General features: G+C 72.6%; 15 protein-coding genes. 9 read left to right on the top strand and 6 right to left on the bottom strand.

The annotated features are described in order from the left end of the window. Position 1: 1 nt before the first annotated feature. The gene (gene tsaD / locus EDD34_RS17350) at positions 2-1,054 is read right to left on the bottom strand and encodes a tRNA (adenosine(37)-N6)-threonylcarbamoyltransferase complex transferase subunit TsaD (protein WP_123815684.1); all 1,053 of its coding nucleotides are present in this window, start codon (positions 1,052-1,054) and stop codon (positions 2-4) included. A gap of 123 nt (positions 1,055-1,177) precedes the next feature. Here tsaD and EDD34_RS17345 point away from each other — a divergent pair, with 123 nt between their 5' ends. Next, complete coding sequence (locus EDD34_RS17345; protein WP_123815683.1) at positions 1,178-1,798, top strand: malonic semialdehyde reductase; 621 nt, start codon at positions 1,178-1,180, stop codon at positions 1,796-1,798. Between the two features lie 194 nt (positions 1,799-1,992). Here EDD34_RS17345 and EDD34_RS17335 read toward each other — a convergent pair whose 3' ends face one another. Continuing rightward, complete coding sequence (locus tag EDD34_RS17335; RefSeq protein WP_123815682.1) at positions 1,993-3,144, bottom strand: glutamate--cysteine ligase; 1,152 nt, start codon at positions 3,142-3,144, stop codon at positions 1,993-1,995. Beyond that, positions 3,141-4,475, bottom strand: coding sequence for a class I SAM-dependent methyltransferase (locus EDD34_RS17330; RefSeq protein WP_123815681.1), 1,335 nt, complete (start codon positions 4,473-4,475; stop codon positions 3,141-3,143). Before EDD34_RS17330 ends, EDD34_RS17335 begins: the two co-directional genes overlap by 4 nt. A 329-nt stretch (positions 4,476-4,804) precedes the next feature. Here EDD34_RS17330 and groES point away from each other — a divergent pair, with 329 nt between their 5' ends. Beyond that, positions 4,805-5,101 carry a co-chaperone GroES gene (gene groES, locus EDD34_RS17325; protein WP_123815680.1) on the top strand — a complete coding sequence of 99 codons (297 nt, stop codon included), beginning with the start codon at positions 4,805-4,807 and terminating at the stop codon, positions 5,099-5,101. Between the two features lie 254 nt (positions 5,102-5,355). Here the strand turns inward: groES and EDD34_RS17320 are convergent, their stop codons facing one another. Beyond that, the gene (locus EDD34_RS17320; RefSeq protein ID WP_123815679.1) at positions 5,356-5,643 is read right to left on the bottom strand and encodes a WhiB family transcriptional regulator; all 288 of its coding nucleotides are present in this window, start codon (positions 5,641-5,643) and stop codon (positions 5,356-5,358) included. A 191-nt stretch (positions 5,644-5,834) separates the two neighbouring features. Between EDD34_RS17320 and EDD34_RS17315 the strand changes: the two genes are divergently transcribed. Together EDD34_RS17315 and guaB are read left to right on the top strand one after the other, a co-directional pair. Further along, positions 5,835-7,061 carry a MerR family transcriptional regulator gene (locus tag EDD34_RS17315; RefSeq protein WP_123815678.1) on the top strand — a complete coding sequence of 409 codons (1,227 nt, stop codon included), beginning with the start codon at positions 5,835-5,837 and terminating at the stop codon, positions 7,059-7,061. An 80-nt stretch (positions 7,062-7,141) separates the two neighbouring features. Next, entirely contained in the window at positions 7,142-8,659 is a 1,518-nt protein-coding gene (gene guaB, locus EDD34_RS17310; protein ID WP_123815677.1) for an IMP dehydrogenase, read from the top strand. Here the strand turns inward: guaB and EDD34_RS17305 are convergent, their stop codons facing one another. Together EDD34_RS17305 and EDD34_RS17300 are read right to left on the bottom strand one after the other, a co-directional pair. After that, on the bottom strand, positions 8,660-9,100 hold the full coding sequence (locus tag EDD34_RS17305; protein ID WP_123815676.1) for a GNAT family acetyltransferase: 441 nt from the start codon (positions 9,098-9,100) through the stop codon (positions 8,660-8,662). A 38-nt stretch (positions 9,101-9,138) separates the two neighbouring features. Then, positions 9,139-9,861: an exonuclease domain-containing protein gene (locus EDD34_RS17300; RefSeq protein ID WP_123815675.1), complete on the bottom strand. Its 723-nt coding sequence runs from the start codon at positions 9,859-9,861 to the stop codon at positions 9,139-9,141. A 149-nt stretch (positions 9,862-10,010) separates the two neighbouring features. Between EDD34_RS17300 and EDD34_RS17295 the strand changes: the two genes are divergently transcribed. From EDD34_RS17295 to EDD34_RS17275, 5 genes are all read left to right on the top strand, one after another. Beyond that, on the top strand, positions 10,011-11,135 hold the full coding sequence (locus EDD34_RS17295; RefSeq protein ID WP_123815674.1) for a GuaB3 family IMP dehydrogenase-related protein: 1,125 nt from the start codon (positions 10,011-10,013) through the stop codon (positions 11,133-11,135). A gap of 184 nt (positions 11,136-11,319) precedes the next feature. Then, complete coding sequence (locus tag EDD34_RS17290; protein ID WP_123815673.1) at positions 11,320-12,942, top strand: succinic semialdehyde dehydrogenase; 1,623 nt, start codon at positions 11,320-11,322, stop codon at positions 12,940-12,942. Positions 12,943-13,062: 120 nt separating this feature from the next. Beyond that, positions 13,063-14,217: a hypothetical protein gene (locus tag EDD34_RS17285; protein WP_123815672.1), complete on the top strand. Its 1,155-nt coding sequence runs from the start codon at positions 13,063-13,065 to the stop codon at positions 14,215-14,217. A gap of 99 nt (positions 14,218-14,316) precedes the next feature. Continuing rightward, positions 14,317-15,660: a histidine kinase gene (locus tag EDD34_RS17280; RefSeq protein WP_246012698.1), complete on the top strand. Its 1,344-nt coding sequence runs from the start codon at positions 14,317-14,319 to the stop codon at positions 15,658-15,660. Continuing rightward, a complete protein-coding gene (locus EDD34_RS17275) occupies positions 15,653-16,291 on the top strand; it encodes a response regulator transcription factor (RefSeq protein ID WP_123815670.1) in 639 nt (212 codons plus the stop codon). Before EDD34_RS17280 ends, EDD34_RS17275 begins: the two co-directional genes overlap by 8 nt. The last annotated feature ends 46 nt before the right edge of the window (positions 16,292-16,337 follow it).

Raw genomic sequence — 16,337 nt, 5'->3', positions numbered from 1 at the left:
GTCAGACCGTGATCGTCTCCAGCGGCATCGAGGAGTCGACCGGGATGTCCAGGGTGCTCGGGGCGACGCCCGCGCGGACCACGGCGGAACCCAGGGCGGCGATCATCGCGCCGTTGTCCGTGCAGTAGCGGATCGGCGGGATGCGCAGCTCGATCCCGACCTCGGCGCACCGCTTCGCGGCCATCTCGCGGAGCTGCGAGTTCGCGGAGAAGCCGCCGCCGATGACGAGCGTGTCGACGTCGTGCCGCCGGCAGGCCGCGATGGTCTTGGCGGTGAGCACGTCGGCGACCGACTCCGCGAACGAGGCGCACACGTCCTCGACGGGAACGGACTGTCCGGCGTCGGTGCGCGCCTCGACCCAGCGGGCCACGGCCGTCTTCAGGCCGGAGAAGCTGAAGTTGTGCGCGTGTCGTTCCTGGTCCTTCGGCGCGGTGAGGCCACGGGGGAAGCGGATCGCCGTCGGGTCACCCTCGCGCGCGAGCCGGTCGACGTGCGGGCCGCCGGGGTACGGGAGCCCGAGGAGGCGGCCCACCTTGTCGAAGGCCTCGCCGGCGGCGTCGTCCAGGGTGGAGCCCAGCTCGGTGACGTCCGTGGCGACGTCGTCCACGAGGAGCAGGGAGGAGTGGCCGCCCGAGACGACGAGGGCCATGACCCGGTCGGGGAACTCGCCGTGGACGAGCTGGTCGACGCAGGCGTGGCCGATGACGTGGTTCACCCCGTACAGCGGCTTGTTCAGGCCGATCGACAGCGCCTTCGCGGCGGACGCCCCGATGGTCAGCGGGCCCACCAGGCCTGGCCCGGCGGTGACGGCGACGGCGTCGACGTCCGAGAGGCTCACGCCGGCCTCATCGAGCGCGCGCTCGATCGTGGGGATCATCGCCTCCAGGTGGGCGCGGCTGGCGACCTCGGGAATGATCCCGCCGTAGCGCGCGTGCTCCTCCATGGAGGACGCGACGGCGTCGAACAGCAGGTCGTTGCCGCGGACGAGGGCCACCCCGGTCTCGTCGCAGGAGGACTCGATACCGAGGACGAGCGGGTCGCCGGAAGACGTCATGGGGCCAGGCTAGTCCGCGCGGGCCGCCCACTGCCGCCGCGGCCGTGGTGCTGACGGCGGGGTGTGCGAGGGATCACGATTGAAACTTGAACTAAATCCGTGCCGGGCGGTGTTGCGGCGGGCATGATCGAGACACTCGAGGCCGCCGCGCCGCTCGCCATCGACGACGCCGCCGCCGACCGTCTGTTCCGCACCGCGCGCTCCGTCACGAACTGGACCGACGACGAGGTGACCGACGCCCACCTCCGAGCAGCCTGGGACCTGGCGAAGTTCGGGCCGACGGCGATGAACAACCTCCCCCTGCGTTTCGTCGTCGCGCGCTCGCCCGAGGCGAAGGACCGGCTGCTGAAGCACGTGCCCGACGGCAACAGGTCCAAGGTGGAGGCCGCCCCGGCGACCCTCGTGCTCGCCCACGACGCCGAATTCCACGAGCACCTGCCGCGCCTCTTCCCGGTCTACCCGGGGATCAGGGAGCAGCTCGCGCCCGCCGCCGAGATGCGTGACGACATGGCACGCTCGAACGCGCTGATCCAGGCCGGGTACCTGATCGTCGCCCTGCGCTCCGTGGGCCTGTCGCTCCGCCCGATGAACGGGATGGACTTCGACGGCGTGGACGCCGAGTTCTTCGCCGACACCGGCTACAAGTCGTTCATGATGATCGCCGCGGGCGTGAGCGAGGGCGAGGGCACGGACCACCCGCGCCTGCCCCGCTTCGACCTGGACGAGGTCGCCCAGGTTCTCTGAGGTTCCGGCCCACCGGCCGGGCCGCACGACGCCGGGCCGCACGACGCCGGGCCGCACGACGCCGGGCCGCACGACGCCGGGCCGCACGACGCCGGGCCGTGACGTGCCGGCCCGGATCGCGGCAGGCCCGGCACGTCCGCGGGGACGTGCCGGCCCGCCCGTGACCCGGCGGGGTGCGGTCCGGTTGGGTGCCGTCAGGGCGCCGGGAGCGGCCGGCCGGCCTCCATCTCGGCGAGCATCGAGCGCACCACGGCCTCCAGGTCGCCTCCCGACGCGTTCGCCGCAGCGCGCTGGCGCTGGTAGGAGGCGCCGCCCCGGACGATGTCGCCGACCGCGGCGAGGTGCTCGGCGCAACCCAGCCGCTCCGCCGTCGGCTCGAGTTCCACCAGCACCTTCGCGACGGCGTCGGACACCGCGAGCTGGTCGCCGTCGGCCGAGGTGATGATCGTCGCGTCCATGCCGTACCGGGCCGCCCGCCACTTGTTCTCCTTGACGAACCATGGTTGCAGGATCGGCAGCTCGCGTCCGTGGTCCAGCTCGGTGGACAGGTGTTCCACCAGGCAGTGCGTCAGTGCGGCCAGGGCCATCGCCTCGGTGACGTTCGTCGGCCCGTCGCAGATGCGGACCTCGATCGTCCCGTACGCCGGCGACGGACGCACGTCCCAGTGGATCTCGTTGAACTCCTGCGCCACGCCCACGCGGCGCATGTCCTCGGCGTACGACTCCACCTCGTGCCACTCGGTGAACTGGTGCGGCAGTCCCGCCGTGGGGATCTGCTGGAACAGCATGGCCCGGGTCGACGCGTACCCCGTGTCGACCCCGCCCCAGTACGGCGACGAGGCCGACAACGCCTGCAGGTGCGGTGCGTAGGTGAGCATGCCCTGAACGAGCGCGAGCACCTTGTCGCGCCGCTCCACCCCCACGTGCACGTGGAGTCCCCACGTCACGAGCTGCCGCACGAACACCTGGATGCGATCCACCAGGCGGGTGTAGCGCTCCTTCTCGGTGACGAGCTGGTCCTCCCAGTGCGCGAGCGGGTGCATGGCGCCGCCGAGGACCGCGGCGCCGTGCACGCCGGCCGCGATCGTGACCCGGTCGAGGAGCTCGCTGAGCTCGGCGCCCACGGCGCCGACGTCGTCGCACACTCCCGTGGCGATCTCGACGGTGTTCCGCATCAGCTCGGGTTTGATGCGCGGATCCCTGCCCTCGGGCGAGAGCTCCTCGATCACCTGCGGTGCCACCTGAGCCATCGCACCGGAACCGACGTCGACGAGCCCGACCTCCCACTCGAGGCCGATGCTGGAACGCCGTGACGTGCCGAAGGGCACGGGCGCGGGGCCGGTCATGCCCCGCCCCGGAGCGGCTCGACCAGCAGGACCGTCTGGGCGCCCGCGACCCGCGTGAGCACGATCGTCGCTTCCTCGGTCCCGGTGAGCACGAGCTGCTTGCGAAGTTGTTCGGGCACGACGGCGGTGCCCCGCTTCTTGATCGTCAGCCGTCCGACGTTCCGCTCCCGCAGGTACGCCTTGAGGCGCTTGAGTCCGAACGGGAGCGTGTCCAGGACCCGGTAGCCGGTCGCGATCGGTGCGGGGCCCGCGGCGTCGAGGGCCGCCGCGGCGTCGCCACGAGCTCCGGGGGACGTGGCGCCGGATGCGGTGGCGTCGGGGGCCGGAGGCCGGGGCGCGGGGGCGTCCGTCGTGACGTAGGCGATCGTCGGGTCGATCAGGCGCCCGCCGAGCTCGGCGGCGGCGTGCGCGACGAGGCCGGCCCGGATGACCGCGCCGTCGGGTTCGTAGAGGTACTCCCCGACGCCGCCGGTGGGTGCCTCGAGCGCCGCGCCGTCCGGGTGATCCGAGGCGCGCAGTACGCGTGTGCTGGTGTGCTCCTTGCCGTCACCGTCGACGGTCGTGCGCACCACGAGCGCGCTGCGGCCCGGGCCTCGCGGAGCGAGCGGGCCGAACCACAGGCCGGCCTCGACGACGTCGTTGTCGATGGAGACCCACTGCGCCTCGGCGTCCTCCGGCAGGCCCTCGTGGGGAATGCCCGGACCCACCTTGATGCCCAGGGCGGGGACGACGCCGCGGAGGGCGAACACGCTGTCGAGCGGCGGCTCGTAGCTGCGCGGGTCGAAGACCCGGCGGCTGCCGCGTGGCCCGCGCGTGCGGCGGGCCGGGTCGGCGTAGATACCGTCGATGTGTTCGGCGCGCAGATCGAGGGCGAGGCCGTCGGCATGGCGGGCCTCGGCCTCGGGGAACTGGCGCAGGTTCCAGGCGGCGATCCGTGCCGTGACCTCGTCGACGTCCGTGGCCAGGACGCGCAGGCCCGCCCCGGCGAACGCCATCGCGTCAGCGCCGATGCCACTCGTGAGGTCCGCGATGTGGGTGACGCCCGCGCTGGTGAAACGATCGGCGTGCAGCGACGCCACCCGGAGACGTGTGGCCTGCTCGAGGCCGTCGGCGGTGAACAACATCTGCTCGGCGAGCTCGCCGAACTTGGTCCGTGCCTTGCTGCGCAGGCGGGACTGGGTGAGAGCGGCCGCAGCGAGGTCGGGTGCGACACCTTGCTCACGGAGCTTCGTGGAGGTGCGCATGGCGGATCGCTCGTCGTAGGGCGGGAGTGCGCCAAGCAGCGCCCGGCCGGCAGGGCTGAGAAGTTTGCTCAGAATCGCCGCATCCATGGGCAGATCTTTCCACGTTTGGCCTGCTCATGGCGAGACCCTGGGGAAGAATTTTCTTGATTGCGCAAATTCCACTGCTTCTTCACGAGGTGCGGGCGCCGCTCCGGCGCGGGGCGTTCTCGATGGATCTAGCACTCGCCTTGACCGAGTGCTAGCCCCGACCTAGATTTGGGGTGTCATCGCCGCACGTCCCTCCGGGCCGGCGCGGCGATGCCGCGAGATGTTCCGTGCCCGCCGGCACCCGCGACGACGGCGGCCCCGCCGAACACTCGAGCAAACCCGTCAACGTAGCTGATCTTTGATCTGCTCGCAGAAAGAGGAGGTCCGACGTGTCGGTCCCCATCAAGCCGCTCGAGGACCGGATCGTCGTCAAGGCCCTCGAGGCTGAGACCACGACCGCTTCCGGCCTGGTCATCCCGGACACCGCCAAGGAGAAGCCCCAGGAGGGCGAGGTCCTGGCCGTGGGCCCGGGCCGAGTTTCCGACAACGGAAACCGCGTGCCGGTCGACGTCGCCGTGGGCGACAAGGTCCTGTACTCCAAGTACGGCGGCACCGAGGTGAAGTACGCGGGCGAGGACTACCTGGTCCTCTCCTCGCGCGACATCCTCGCCGTGGTCGCGGGCTGAGACAGCCCTCGCCGCATCACGACGGGCCCCGCACACCTCGGTGTGCGGGGCCCGTCGTGCGAGAGGCCGTTGCCGGTCGTGGTGTCCCTGCCGGCGTGGTCCCTGCCCCCTGAGGGCGGCCTGCTCGTTCGTGCTCGGCCGTGAGCGGGATGATTGCGTGACGGATCACAGCGGCAACCGTCTCGCTCGGAGTGCACGCGCGTCCGCGACATCGCGGTGGTGTCACACGCGCGCACCTTCTGACGCGAAACGCGTCAGGCTGGGCGTGTCTTGCCCGCGAGGATGGCGGATCGCTCGTCCTCGCTCAGGCCTCCCCACACCCCGTAAGGCTCACGCACGCGCAGCGACTGCTCGCGGCACTGCATCATCACCGGGCACGACCGGCAGATGGCCTTGGCTGCTTCGGCTCGACGTCGGCGCGTGGACCCGCGTTCCCCCTCCGGGTGGAAGAACAGCGTGTCGTCCGCCTCGCGGCATGCCCCCTGGTACTGCCACTCCCACAGCTCCATGACCGGGCCGGGGAGTCTCGAGATCTCCGTCATGACGAACAACCTACAAGTTGTGCAGAAGTTGTTCAAGGGGCATTTTTGCGCCAGCGCTACCTGTTCGCTTCATGGCGAATCGCGCCACCCCTGACGAGGTTTGACCGAGATCGCCCTGAAACATGCGGAGATAAGCGGCACACCGGGCGGATCGGTGGCGAACGTTTGCGCGGCTCGGCAGAATCGGAGTCATGACATCGACGCGGCCTGCCCAGAGTCAGGGCGGGCCCCGCCCGTCGAGCCCCGGGCTGGCTGTCGCAGCGGTGGCCAAACGCCTCGGGGTCGCACCCGCGACCCTGCGTACCTGGGACCGTCGCTACGGGCTGGGCCCGTCAGGTCGCACAGCGGGCTCACACCGCCGGTACACGCCCGACGACGTGGCAAGACTGCTGGTCATGCGGCGGCTCACCCTTGAGGGCCACGCGCCCGGCGACGCGGCCCGCGCCGCGATCGAGGCGAGCGAGGAGGAGCTCGCCACCGTCCAGTCGGACGAGTCGGCCGAGTTCTCGCAGCGTGACGGCCGGTCGGCGGCGTCCGACCGGGCGGCGGGGGACGGCGGTGCCGACAGGGGCACCGGGGACGAACTCGCGGCGCCGGGGGCGGACGCCGGGGCGGACGCGCCGCCCCCGGCGCGGACGGGCGCCGACCCGGCCGCGCCGGGTCATCCGGAGCACGAGGGTTCCCGCCGTGGCCACCTGCGCGCCCTGCCGGGCGGCGGCGGGTCGCAGCGCGAGCCCGGTCGCTCGCGTGCCGTGGGCGGGACGTCCTGGTCGAGCCGGGTGTCGGCGCTGGTGGACGCCGCCATCAAGTACAGCCGCACGGCATGCGACGCGCTGCTGCGACTCAGCCCCGAGGACGACCCGGCCGTGTGGTGGACGGAGCTCGTCGAGCCGGCGTTCGACCAGGTCGCGGTACGGACCGTGCTCGCCGGGCCGGGCGAGGTGCCGGAGATGGTGCTCGCCGCGGCAGCGCTGGCCAGCCTCCGGGAGTACACCGAGGAGTTCGAGCGGGAGATGGTCGAGGCCGGCGGGCCGCCCGCGAACCACCCGAGCCGGATGCGCAAGATCGTGCTGGTGTTCGCCGCCCCGGACGAGCTCGTCCCGCTCCCGGCGCACGCCCTTGCCGCGTCGCTGGCGGCGAAGGGGACCATGGCGCGGATCGTCACGGGCCCCGCCAGTACGCACCGGTCGGTGGAACTGGTGACGATGGTGCGCCCGGCCGCCGTCGTGCTCGCCACCACGCAGACCCGGCCCGCGCTCGACGTCGTGCACGCGGTGCACGAGGCGTACCCGGACCTGCCGCTCCTCGTCGGGATGCGGGCGGACGCGGCGGCGGTTGACGTCCCCTTCGGCCCCACGGTCCAGCGGGTCCGCTCGTTCAACGGCCTGCTCCACGAGGTCCTTGCGGTCCTCAGGTGAGGTCCGGGGGTGACGGAGGCGACGTCCCCCGGATCACCGGCCACGGAATATTGCGGGGGCTCGCACCGTAGACTCCTGACATGGAGCCCACCGCACCCCAAGCGCACGACCCGTTCGGTTTCCTCGGCCTCACGTACGACGACGTGTTGCTGCTTCCTGGCTACTCCGACCTGGCCCCGTCGGACATCGACACGACCTCTCGCCTGACGAGGGAGATCTCCATCCGCGTGCCGCTGGTGTCGGCGGCGATGGACACCGTCACCGAGTCGCGCATGGCGATCGCGATGGCTCGTCAGGGCGGCATCGGGGTGCTGCACCGCAACCTGTCCATCGAGGACCAGGCGCTCCAGGTGGACATGGTGAAGCGGACGCAGACCGGGATCATCTCGAATCCGGTCACCATCGGTCCGGACGCCACGCTCGAGGAGCTCGACCAGCTCGCGGGGGAGTACCGGATCTCCGGCTTCCCGGTGGTGGACGCCGGCAACCGGCTCATCGGCATCGTCACCAACCGCGACCTGCGGTTCACCCCGGTCGCGGAGTGGGGCACCACCAAGGTCGACGAGGTCATGACCTCCAGCGGCCTGGTCACCGGGCCGGAGGGGATCGCCCGTGAGGACGCCACCGCGCTGCTGCGGCAGAACAAGGTGGAGCGGCTTCCGCTGGTCGACGGCGACGGGCGGCTCACCGGCCTCATCACCGTGAAGGACTTCGTGAAGTCGGAGCAGTTCCCGCGCGCGTCCAAGGACGGGCAGGGCCGCCTGCTGGTGGGTGCCGCGATCGGGTACTTCGGCGACGCGTGGACCCGCGCCACCACCCTGATCGACGCCGGTGTCGACGTGCTCGTGGCGGACACCGCGCACGGGAACGTCCGGTTGCTGCTGGACATGGTCAAGCGGCTCAAGACCGACCCGGCGACCAGGGACGTGCAGGTGATCGGCGGGAACGTCGCGACGCGGGAGGGCGCGCGCTCGTTCGTGGAGGCCGGGGCGGACGCGGTGAAGGTGGGCGTGGGGCCCGGCTCGATCTGCACCACGCGGGTCGTCACGGGCGTCGGCGTGCCGCAGGTGACCGCGGTGTACGAGGCGTCCCTGGCCGCGCGCGAGGCGGGCGTGCCGGTGATCGCCGACGGCGGGATGCGGCACTCGGGCGAGATCGGCAAGGCCATCGTGGCGGGTGCCGAGGCCGTGATGCTGGGCTCGATGCTGGCCGGCACCGAGGAGGCGCCGGGGGAGACCATCCTGGTCAACGGCAAGCAGTTCAAGTCGTACCGTGGCATGGGCTCGATGGGCGCGATGTCGTCCCGCGGCAAGAAGTCCTACTCGAAGGACCGGTACTTCCAGGCCGAGGTCGCCAGCGACGACATGATCGTCCCCGAGGGCGTCGAGGGGCGGGTGCCGTACAAGGGCACGCTCGCCACCGTGGCGCACCAGCTCGTGGGCGGCCTGCACCAGACCATGTTCTACACGGGCGCGCGGACGGTGCCCGAGCTGCAGGCCAAGGGCCGGTTCGTGCGGATCACCTCCGCGTCGCTGCAGGAGAGCCACCCGCACGACGTGCAGATGACCGTCGAGGCGCCGAACTACACCGGCCGCTGATCAGAACCAGCGGCCGAGCACCGTGGTCTCCTGGTCGGTGTAGCCGAGCCTCTCGTAGAAGTCGACGACGGCGGAGTTCGTGGTGCGCACCATGAGCTGCACCTTTCGTGCGCCGGCGGCGCGGAGCCAGTCCTCGCCGGCGGCCACGGCGGCCCGGCCCAGTCCGCTTCCCTGGCGGTCCGGCGACACCGCGACGTAGTACAACCACCCGCGATGGCCGTCGAGCCCCGCCATGACGGAGGCGACGACGCCCCCGCGCCCGGCGTCGGCGTCCCGGAGGACCAGGACCGTCGACGTCGGGCCGCTCCGGGCGTCGGCGACGTCGACGTGCGGGTCGTTCCACGGGCGTGTCAGGCCGCAGGCGTGCCACAGCGCGACGACGTCCTCGACGTCGTCGTCCGTGATCTCGGCGAAGCCCGCTGTCACGTCGGTCTGGCTCATGCGCCGGATCGTACGCGGGCGGCGGGGGACGACGTCGCTCAGCTCGCCGCCTGGACCGGCCAGACGCGGGAGGCGCCCGGGCCTTCCAGGCCCTGCTCCACGCGCCAGGAGTTGAACCCGTCGGCCCAGGCGGCGTGCGCTCCGGCCTGCGACTGGTGCAGTTCGATCAGGTGCGTCTCGTCGAGTTCGGGGTAGCGGGCCACCAGGGCCGCCAGGAGGTCGAGGGTGGCGAGCACGTCCACCTCGGCGGTGTGCAGGTCGCCGTCGGACATGATGCCGTACACCTCGGACAGGTCGCCGAGCCGGCGCTTGCCCGGGCGGAACCGGTCCTTCCAGCGGTCGATGACGAGCGGGTCGATGACCGGGCCCACGGAGTGCCCGAGCCGGTCCGGCAGTGTCGGCAGGCCGTGCCGGACGAGCTCGTGGTCCAGCAGGGACAGGTCGAACGCGGCGTTGTACGCGACGACGGGCACTCCCTGCGCCAGGTGCCGGGCGAGCTCGGCGGCGATCTCCTCCAGCGCCGCGGCGGGCTGCTGCCCGTGCGCCCGCGCGTGCTCGGTGGTGATGCCGTGGATCGCCGCGGCCTCCTCGGGGATCTCGACGCCCGGGTCGATGAGCCAGGTGCGCACGTCCGTACTGACTCCGGGCACACGGTGCACGAGGGCGGCGGTGACGACGCGGTCACCGGTCACGTCGACACCGGTGGTCTCCGTGTCGAAGCCGAGCAGCGGCCGGCGGATCCAGCCAGGTCCGATGTCCATGGTGCGCTCCCTCCACTCGTGCGGTCTCCGAACTCATCACGAACCATGCCACTGGTGACTGACACGGACACCGAACGACGCGCAGGTGACACCGTGCCACATGACGGTTGCGGCCCTCCGAGCGGGACCGTGTTGGTTAGGCTGCCGGGGTGAGCAACGAGACCGAGATCGGACGTGGCAAGCGAGGGCGGCGCGCGTTCTCCTTCGACGACATCGCCGTGGTGCCCTCCCGCCGTACGCGTGACCCCGAGGACGTTTCCGTCGGCTGGCAGATCGACGCCTACCACTTCGACCTGCCGATCGTCGCGGCACCGATGGACTCCGTGATGAGCCCGGCCTCGGCGGTCGCCCTGGGTGAGAACGGCGGCCTCGGCGTCCTCGACCTCGAGGGCCTGTGGACGCGCTACGAGAACCCGGAGGCGCTCCTGGAGGAGATCGCGACCCTTCCGGTGGAGCGCGCCACCGCGCGCATGCAGGAGATCTACGCCGAGCCGATCAAGCCGGACCTCATCACCGAGCGCCTGCGGGAGATCCGCCGCGCGGGTGTCACCGTGGCGGGCGCCCTGACGCCGCAGCGCACGCAGGAGTACTACAAGACCGTGGTCGACGCCGGTGTCGACCTGTTCGTCATCCGCGGCACCACGGTCTCGGCCGAGCACGTCTCGGGCAACGCGGAGCCGCTCAACCTCAAGCGGTTCATCTACGAGCTGGACGTGCCCGTCGTCGTCGGCGGTGCCTCCACCTACACGGCGGCCCTGCACCTGATGCGCACGGGTGCGGCCGGCGTGCTGGTCGGGTTCGGCGGCGGCGCCGCCCACACCACCCGCGTCTCGCTCGGCATCCACGCGCCGATGGCCACCGCCGTGGCCGACGTCGCCGCCGCGCGTCGCGACTACCTCGACGAGTCCGGGGGCCGGTACGTGCATGTCATCGCCGACGGCGGCGTGGGTCACTCGGGGGACATCGTCAAGGCGGTCGCCTGCGGGGCCGACGCCGTCATGCTGGGCGCGGCCCTCGCCCGGTCCAGCGACGCCCCGGGGCGCGGGTGGCACTGGGGCCCGGAGGCGCATCACGCGCAGCTTCCGCGCGGTGAGCGGGTCGAGGTCGGAACCGTCGGCACGCTGGAGGAGATCCTCTTCGGGCCGGGCCGCCAGGCCGACGGCACGCTGAACCTGGTCGGCGCCCTGCGCCGGGCGATGGCGACCACGGGCTACAGCGACCTCAAGGAGTTCCAGCGGGTCGAGGTCGTCGTCTCGCCGTACCAGCCGCGCTGAGACGCCCGGCGTCCGGCCGGCCGGAGAAGGGGCGCACACTGCCCCGTGTGCGCCCCTTCGTCGTGCGTGCGCGTGCTGACGAACGAGGTTCGAGGCGTTCCGGGAGCATCGGGTGAATTCGTGACAGAAATTTTCATCGCTCCGCCCCTGTGTGCTGGCTCGTTTTACGCGTATGGTGGCCCGCATGATCGACGAGACACCGGGTGAAGCTGCTGTCGGATCCGTCTTCGACCCCGAGCGTCCCGAGTCCACGTACCTCCTGGAACCCGAGCTCGTCGCGCCGCTCGTCGCGCGCATCTCCTCGTCGCAGAGCGCCGGGACACACCGGTCGACCTGCCCGTTCACGGGGGGACCGCTCGCGACGATCCCCGTGTCGTCGTCCGCGGACGTCACCGCGGCCGTCGAGCGCGGGCGCCTCGCCCAGCGGGTCTGGGCGCGGACCGACCTCTCGGTCCGCAGCCGCGTGCTCGATAATCTCGCTCGAATCGTTCTGGTGCGCCAGTCCGAGGTCCTCGACCTGATCCAGCTCGAGACCGGCAAGGCCCGGCGGTCCGCGTTCGACGAGGTCGGCGACATCGCCCAGGTGGCCCGCCACTACGCCGTGAAGGCCCGCCGCTACCTGTCCACGGACCGCCCCGCGGGCATGATCCCGCTCGTCACGGGCGTGCGCGTGCAGCGTCGCCCGGTCGGCGTGGTCGGGGCGATCGCGCCGTGGAACTACCCGCTCACCCTGGTGCTGTCGGAGGCGCTGCCGGCTCTGGTGGCGGGGAACGCCGTCGTCGTCAAACCCGACCCGCAGACCACGCTGACCGCGCTGTGGGCGGCGGAGGCGCTCGAGGAGGCGGGCCTGCCCGCGGGGCTGTTCCAGGTCGTGGCGGGCGGTCGCGAGACCGGCGAGGCACTGGTCGACGCCGCGGACCACGTCGCGTTCACCGGTTCCACCGAGGCCGGCCGCAAGGTCGCCGCCCGCGCGGGCGAACGACTCGTCGGAGCCACCCTGGAACTCGGGGGCAAGAACGCCATCTACATCGCGGACGACGTCGACGTCGACACCGCACTGCCCGGCGTCGTCCGCGCGTGCTTCGCGAGCACCGGTCAGCTGTGCCTGTCCGCCGAGCGGATCGTGGTGCACGAGGCCGTCGCCGACGAGTTCGTCGCCAAGCTCGTGCGCGACGTGCGGAACCTGCGGCTCGGTGCCGGCCTCGACTACACGGCCGACGTCGGCTCGCTCACCTCCGCCGCACAGCTGACCAAGGTCAGCGCGCATGTCGACGACGCCATCGCGCGCGGCGCCGTCGTCCTGGCGGGCGGCGTGCACCGCTCCGACGTCGGTCCCTACTTCTACGCCCCGACCGTGCTCGACGACGTGCCGTCCGACGCACTCGTGGCCCGGGAGGAGACCTTCGGCCCCGTGGTCTCGGTGACCCGGGTGCGGTCCGACGACGAGGCGGTCGCCGTCATGAACGACTCCGAGTACGGCCTGCACATGTCGGTGTGGTCAGGCGACACCGCCCGCGCCCGGAAGGTCGCCGACCAGATCGAGGCGGGATCCGTGTCGATCAATGACGGCTACGTGCTGACCTGGGGCTCCGTCGGCGCCCCGACCGGCGGCTGGAAGGCGTCCGGGCTGGGACGCCGGCACGGCAGGTCGTCCGTCGAGGCCATGACCCAGACCCGGACCGTCGTGACCGCCCGGGGTGCGGGCCGCGGCCTCGGCATCGAGACGGTGTTCGCGCTCGAGGGCGCTGCCCCGAGCCGCATCCTCAGCGCCGCGCTGGAGGGAATGCGCAAGCTCCGGATCCCCTGACGACGGCGGCCGCGGGCGAGGTCCCCCGGTCGTCACCAGCGGATCCCCCGATCGGGGGAGGGCGGCCCGGCCCGGAGACGAGAGCCTCAAGGCGTACACCTTCCAGATCGGAGGAACGCCATGTCGCGTACCGAAATCACCACCGGCGCCACCAGGGCCACCGGCGCCACCGGCACCGCCGGATCCGTCGACCGGACCACGGGGAACCGCCCCGACCGCGTCCTGGCCGGCGCCACCGTCCTCAGCGGCCTCGCCGCCCTCCTGGGCGCGGGCTGGCTGGCGGGCCTGCTGCCCGGCTTCTACACCGGCCCCGGGAACGCCTTGATCGCCGACCACGCCGGCGCCGGGTTCGCCACCGTGCTCCACACCGTCGCCGCCCTGATCGGCGTCGCGGCCGGGATCGCGGGGCTCGCGGGCGCACTGAACCGCCCCGCGCTCGTCGCGGCGGGGGCGGCGCAGGTGGCGGTGTTCGGCCTCGCCATGGGCAGCATGGGAACGCTGTCCGTGGTGGGCTACCTGATCGCCTTCTGCGTGCCGGTCATGATGGTCGTCCTGATCGTGCAGGTGGTGCGCAAGTATCCGCGGGCACGGTGGACCGTCGGGCTTCCCGTGTCCGCGCTCGCCGTCGCCGGTGCCGTCGTCGCGGGCCCCGCGCTCCTGGACGCCCTCGTGAGCTCTGCCCGCGCCGTGGCCGCGGACGCGGGCGTGGTCGGCGTCGTCCTCCTGCTCCTGACCGTCGCCACCGCCTGGGCCGCGGTCGCCACCCGCGCGTTCGCCGCCGGGGGCGGTGCCACCCGCGCCACCGCCTGGGTACTGCGCCACCGGAAGGCCATCACCATCGTCGCCGCCACCGGGCCGCTCCCGTACGCGCTGGTCAGGCTCACCTGGCTGACGCCGTGGCCCATGCTGGCCGGGGAGAGTCTCGACCTGAGCATGCGCGTGTGGGGCCTCCTCCTGTCGGGCGGCGCCTGGGCCGGGTTCGTGCTCACGCTCGGGCTGATCCGTCCGTGGGGCGAGGTGTTCCCCCGGTGGGTGCCTGGCCTGGCGGGGAAGCCCGTGCCGATCGCGGCCGCCGCCGTCCCCGGCGGCTTCGTCGCCGCGACGCTGACCTTCACCGCCGTGCCCATGCTGCTCGCGTTCGCGGGGCGCGGCCTGGGCGACTTCCTCCTGAGCGCCATCGCGTTCCCGTGCTGGTACTGGGGCCCGGCCCTGGCGCTCGCTGTCTGGGGTTACGTGGCACACCGCCGCTCGCCGATCACGGCGGACGCCCACTGAGTCTCGTTCAGCAGGGCCTCGCAGGCACTCATCGGGCTCCGAAAGGTCTGCGAGACCCTGATGAACGGCGTTCTGATAAGGGAGGATGGCGGAGTGACCATGGTCTTGGTGCGGCGGTTCGCGTGGGCGATGCTCGGGGCCGCGATCGGGCTGGCCGTCGTGCTCGTCGTGTTCTACGTCCTGCGGACCGCCCTGGTGGGGACGCTGTTCGCAGCGGACCGCGGATATGCCCGGGACGTCCTCGTCGGGGCGGTGAGCCTGGTCGTGGCGTTCGCGCTGGGGCTCGTCCCGGGAGCCCGGGAACTCGAGTCGACCGCCGCCCGGAGCCTGCTGCGGCACGACGGCGATCTCGTCATCCCCGGCACGGCGACCTGGACCCATCGGGTCCGGACCGCGGCGTGGGTCGCGTTCCATCTCCTGGCCGGGCTCGTCGTCGCCTTCTGCCTGTTCGGCCTGGTGCCGGCGACGGTGGTGATCGGTCTGGAAGCGGCGCTCGGGCAGTCGATCGGGTCACCGGTTCCCGTCGCCCAGGGAGCGGCGGGACGGAGCGTGGTCGTGCTCGGCTGCGCGGTCGCCGCGATCATCCTGTTCGCCGCGGCCTGGCCGGTCGGGGCGCTGGCGGAGCGGCTGGTCGGCCGATTCCTCGGCCCGACGGCGGCCGACCGGCTGGAGGTCGCGCTCGCCCGGCAGCGCAAGGAGGCGGAGCACACGCTCCTGGCCCGCGAACTGCACGACGGCATCGGCCACGCCCTGACCGTCGTGTCCGTCCAGGCCGCCGCCGGCCGGCGGGTCGCCACCACGCGCCCCGAGCAGGCAGCCGCCGCGCTCGCCGCGATCGAGGAGGTGTCGCGCGGCGCCCTGGCCGAGCTGGACGCGCTGCTGGGGGTCCTCCGGGACGACCGGTCGCCGTCGCCGGCGGGCGGCGTGGCCGACGTCGTCGAGCAGCACCGGCGTTCCGGGCTCGACGTCGCGGCCGACGTCGACCTGCCGCCCACTCTTCCGCCGCTGCTGCACCGTACTGTGGTCCGCATCGTGACCGAAGGGCTCACGAACGCGCGCCGGCACGGTGCGCCCGGTGAGGTGCGGGTCGCCGTCAGGCCCACGGAGGACGAGGTGATCGTGCAGGTGAGCAATGCCGTGGCGCCCGGATCGGGGCCGCGCGACGGGCGCGGCGGCGGCCGCGGGCTGGCGGGGATCCGGGAGCGCGTGTCGCTGTTCGGCGGGGACGTGGAGGCGGGCGTCGTGCCGCGCGGCGACGGGTCCGGGGACGACGCCGGCCGCTGGCTCCTGTCCGTGCGCCTGCCACGCCTGACCGAGCCGGCCCCGGGCGCGGAGGGAGCGCGGACACCGCGCGACGTCCGGGCGCGGCGATCCCGTTCCGGTGACGCCACGACTCGGGGCGCGCGAGCGGCGGGCCGGCCCGAGGAGGAGCGGAATGGCTGACCTCGTGCGGGTGCTGCTCGCCGACGACGAGCCGCTGGTGCGGGGCGGGATGCGGCTCATCCTCGACGGGGAGCCGGACCTGGAGGTCGTGGGCGAGGCGGGCGACGGCGCCGAGGCGGTCTCGCTCACCCGGGACCTGCGGCCGGACGTGGTGTGCATGGATGTGCGCATGCCCGGCGTGGACGGGATCCGCGCCACGGAGCTGGTGCTGCGCCTGCCCGCGCCGCCGCGCGTGCTCGTCGTGACCACCTTCGAGCACGACGACTACGTGCTCGACGCGCTGCAGGCGGGCGCGTCCGGCTTCCTCCTCAAGCGCGCGGGCGCCGACGAGATGGTCCAGGCGGTGCGCACGGTGGCCGTGGGGCAGAGCCTGCTGTTCCCGGACGCCGTCCGGCGCCTGGTCCGCGCGCGACCCCGCGCGGCCGGGGGAGCGGCGGAACTGACCGCCCGGGAGCGTGAGGTCCTCGGGCTGGTCGCGGAGGGCCTGACGAACGCGGAGATCGCGGCGTCGTTGGTGGTGGGCGTGGAGACGATCCGTACCCACGTCTCGTCGGCGCTGTCGAAGCTCGGCGCCCGGGACCGGACCCAGGCGGTGGTGCGCGCCTACCAGGCCGGACTGATCGACCTCTGAGATCGGTGGCGTGCACGCGTCGGCCGACTGCGGTGTATTGATCCAG

Source organism: Myceligenerans xiligouense (assembly GCF_003814695.1).
Taxonomy (GTDB): Bacteria; Actinomycetota; Actinomycetes; order Actinomycetales; family Cellulomonadaceae; genus Myceligenerans; species Myceligenerans xiligouense.
Note: the sequence above shows the minus strand (reverse complement) of the source record. Positions and strands in the feature narration are given on the sequence as shown.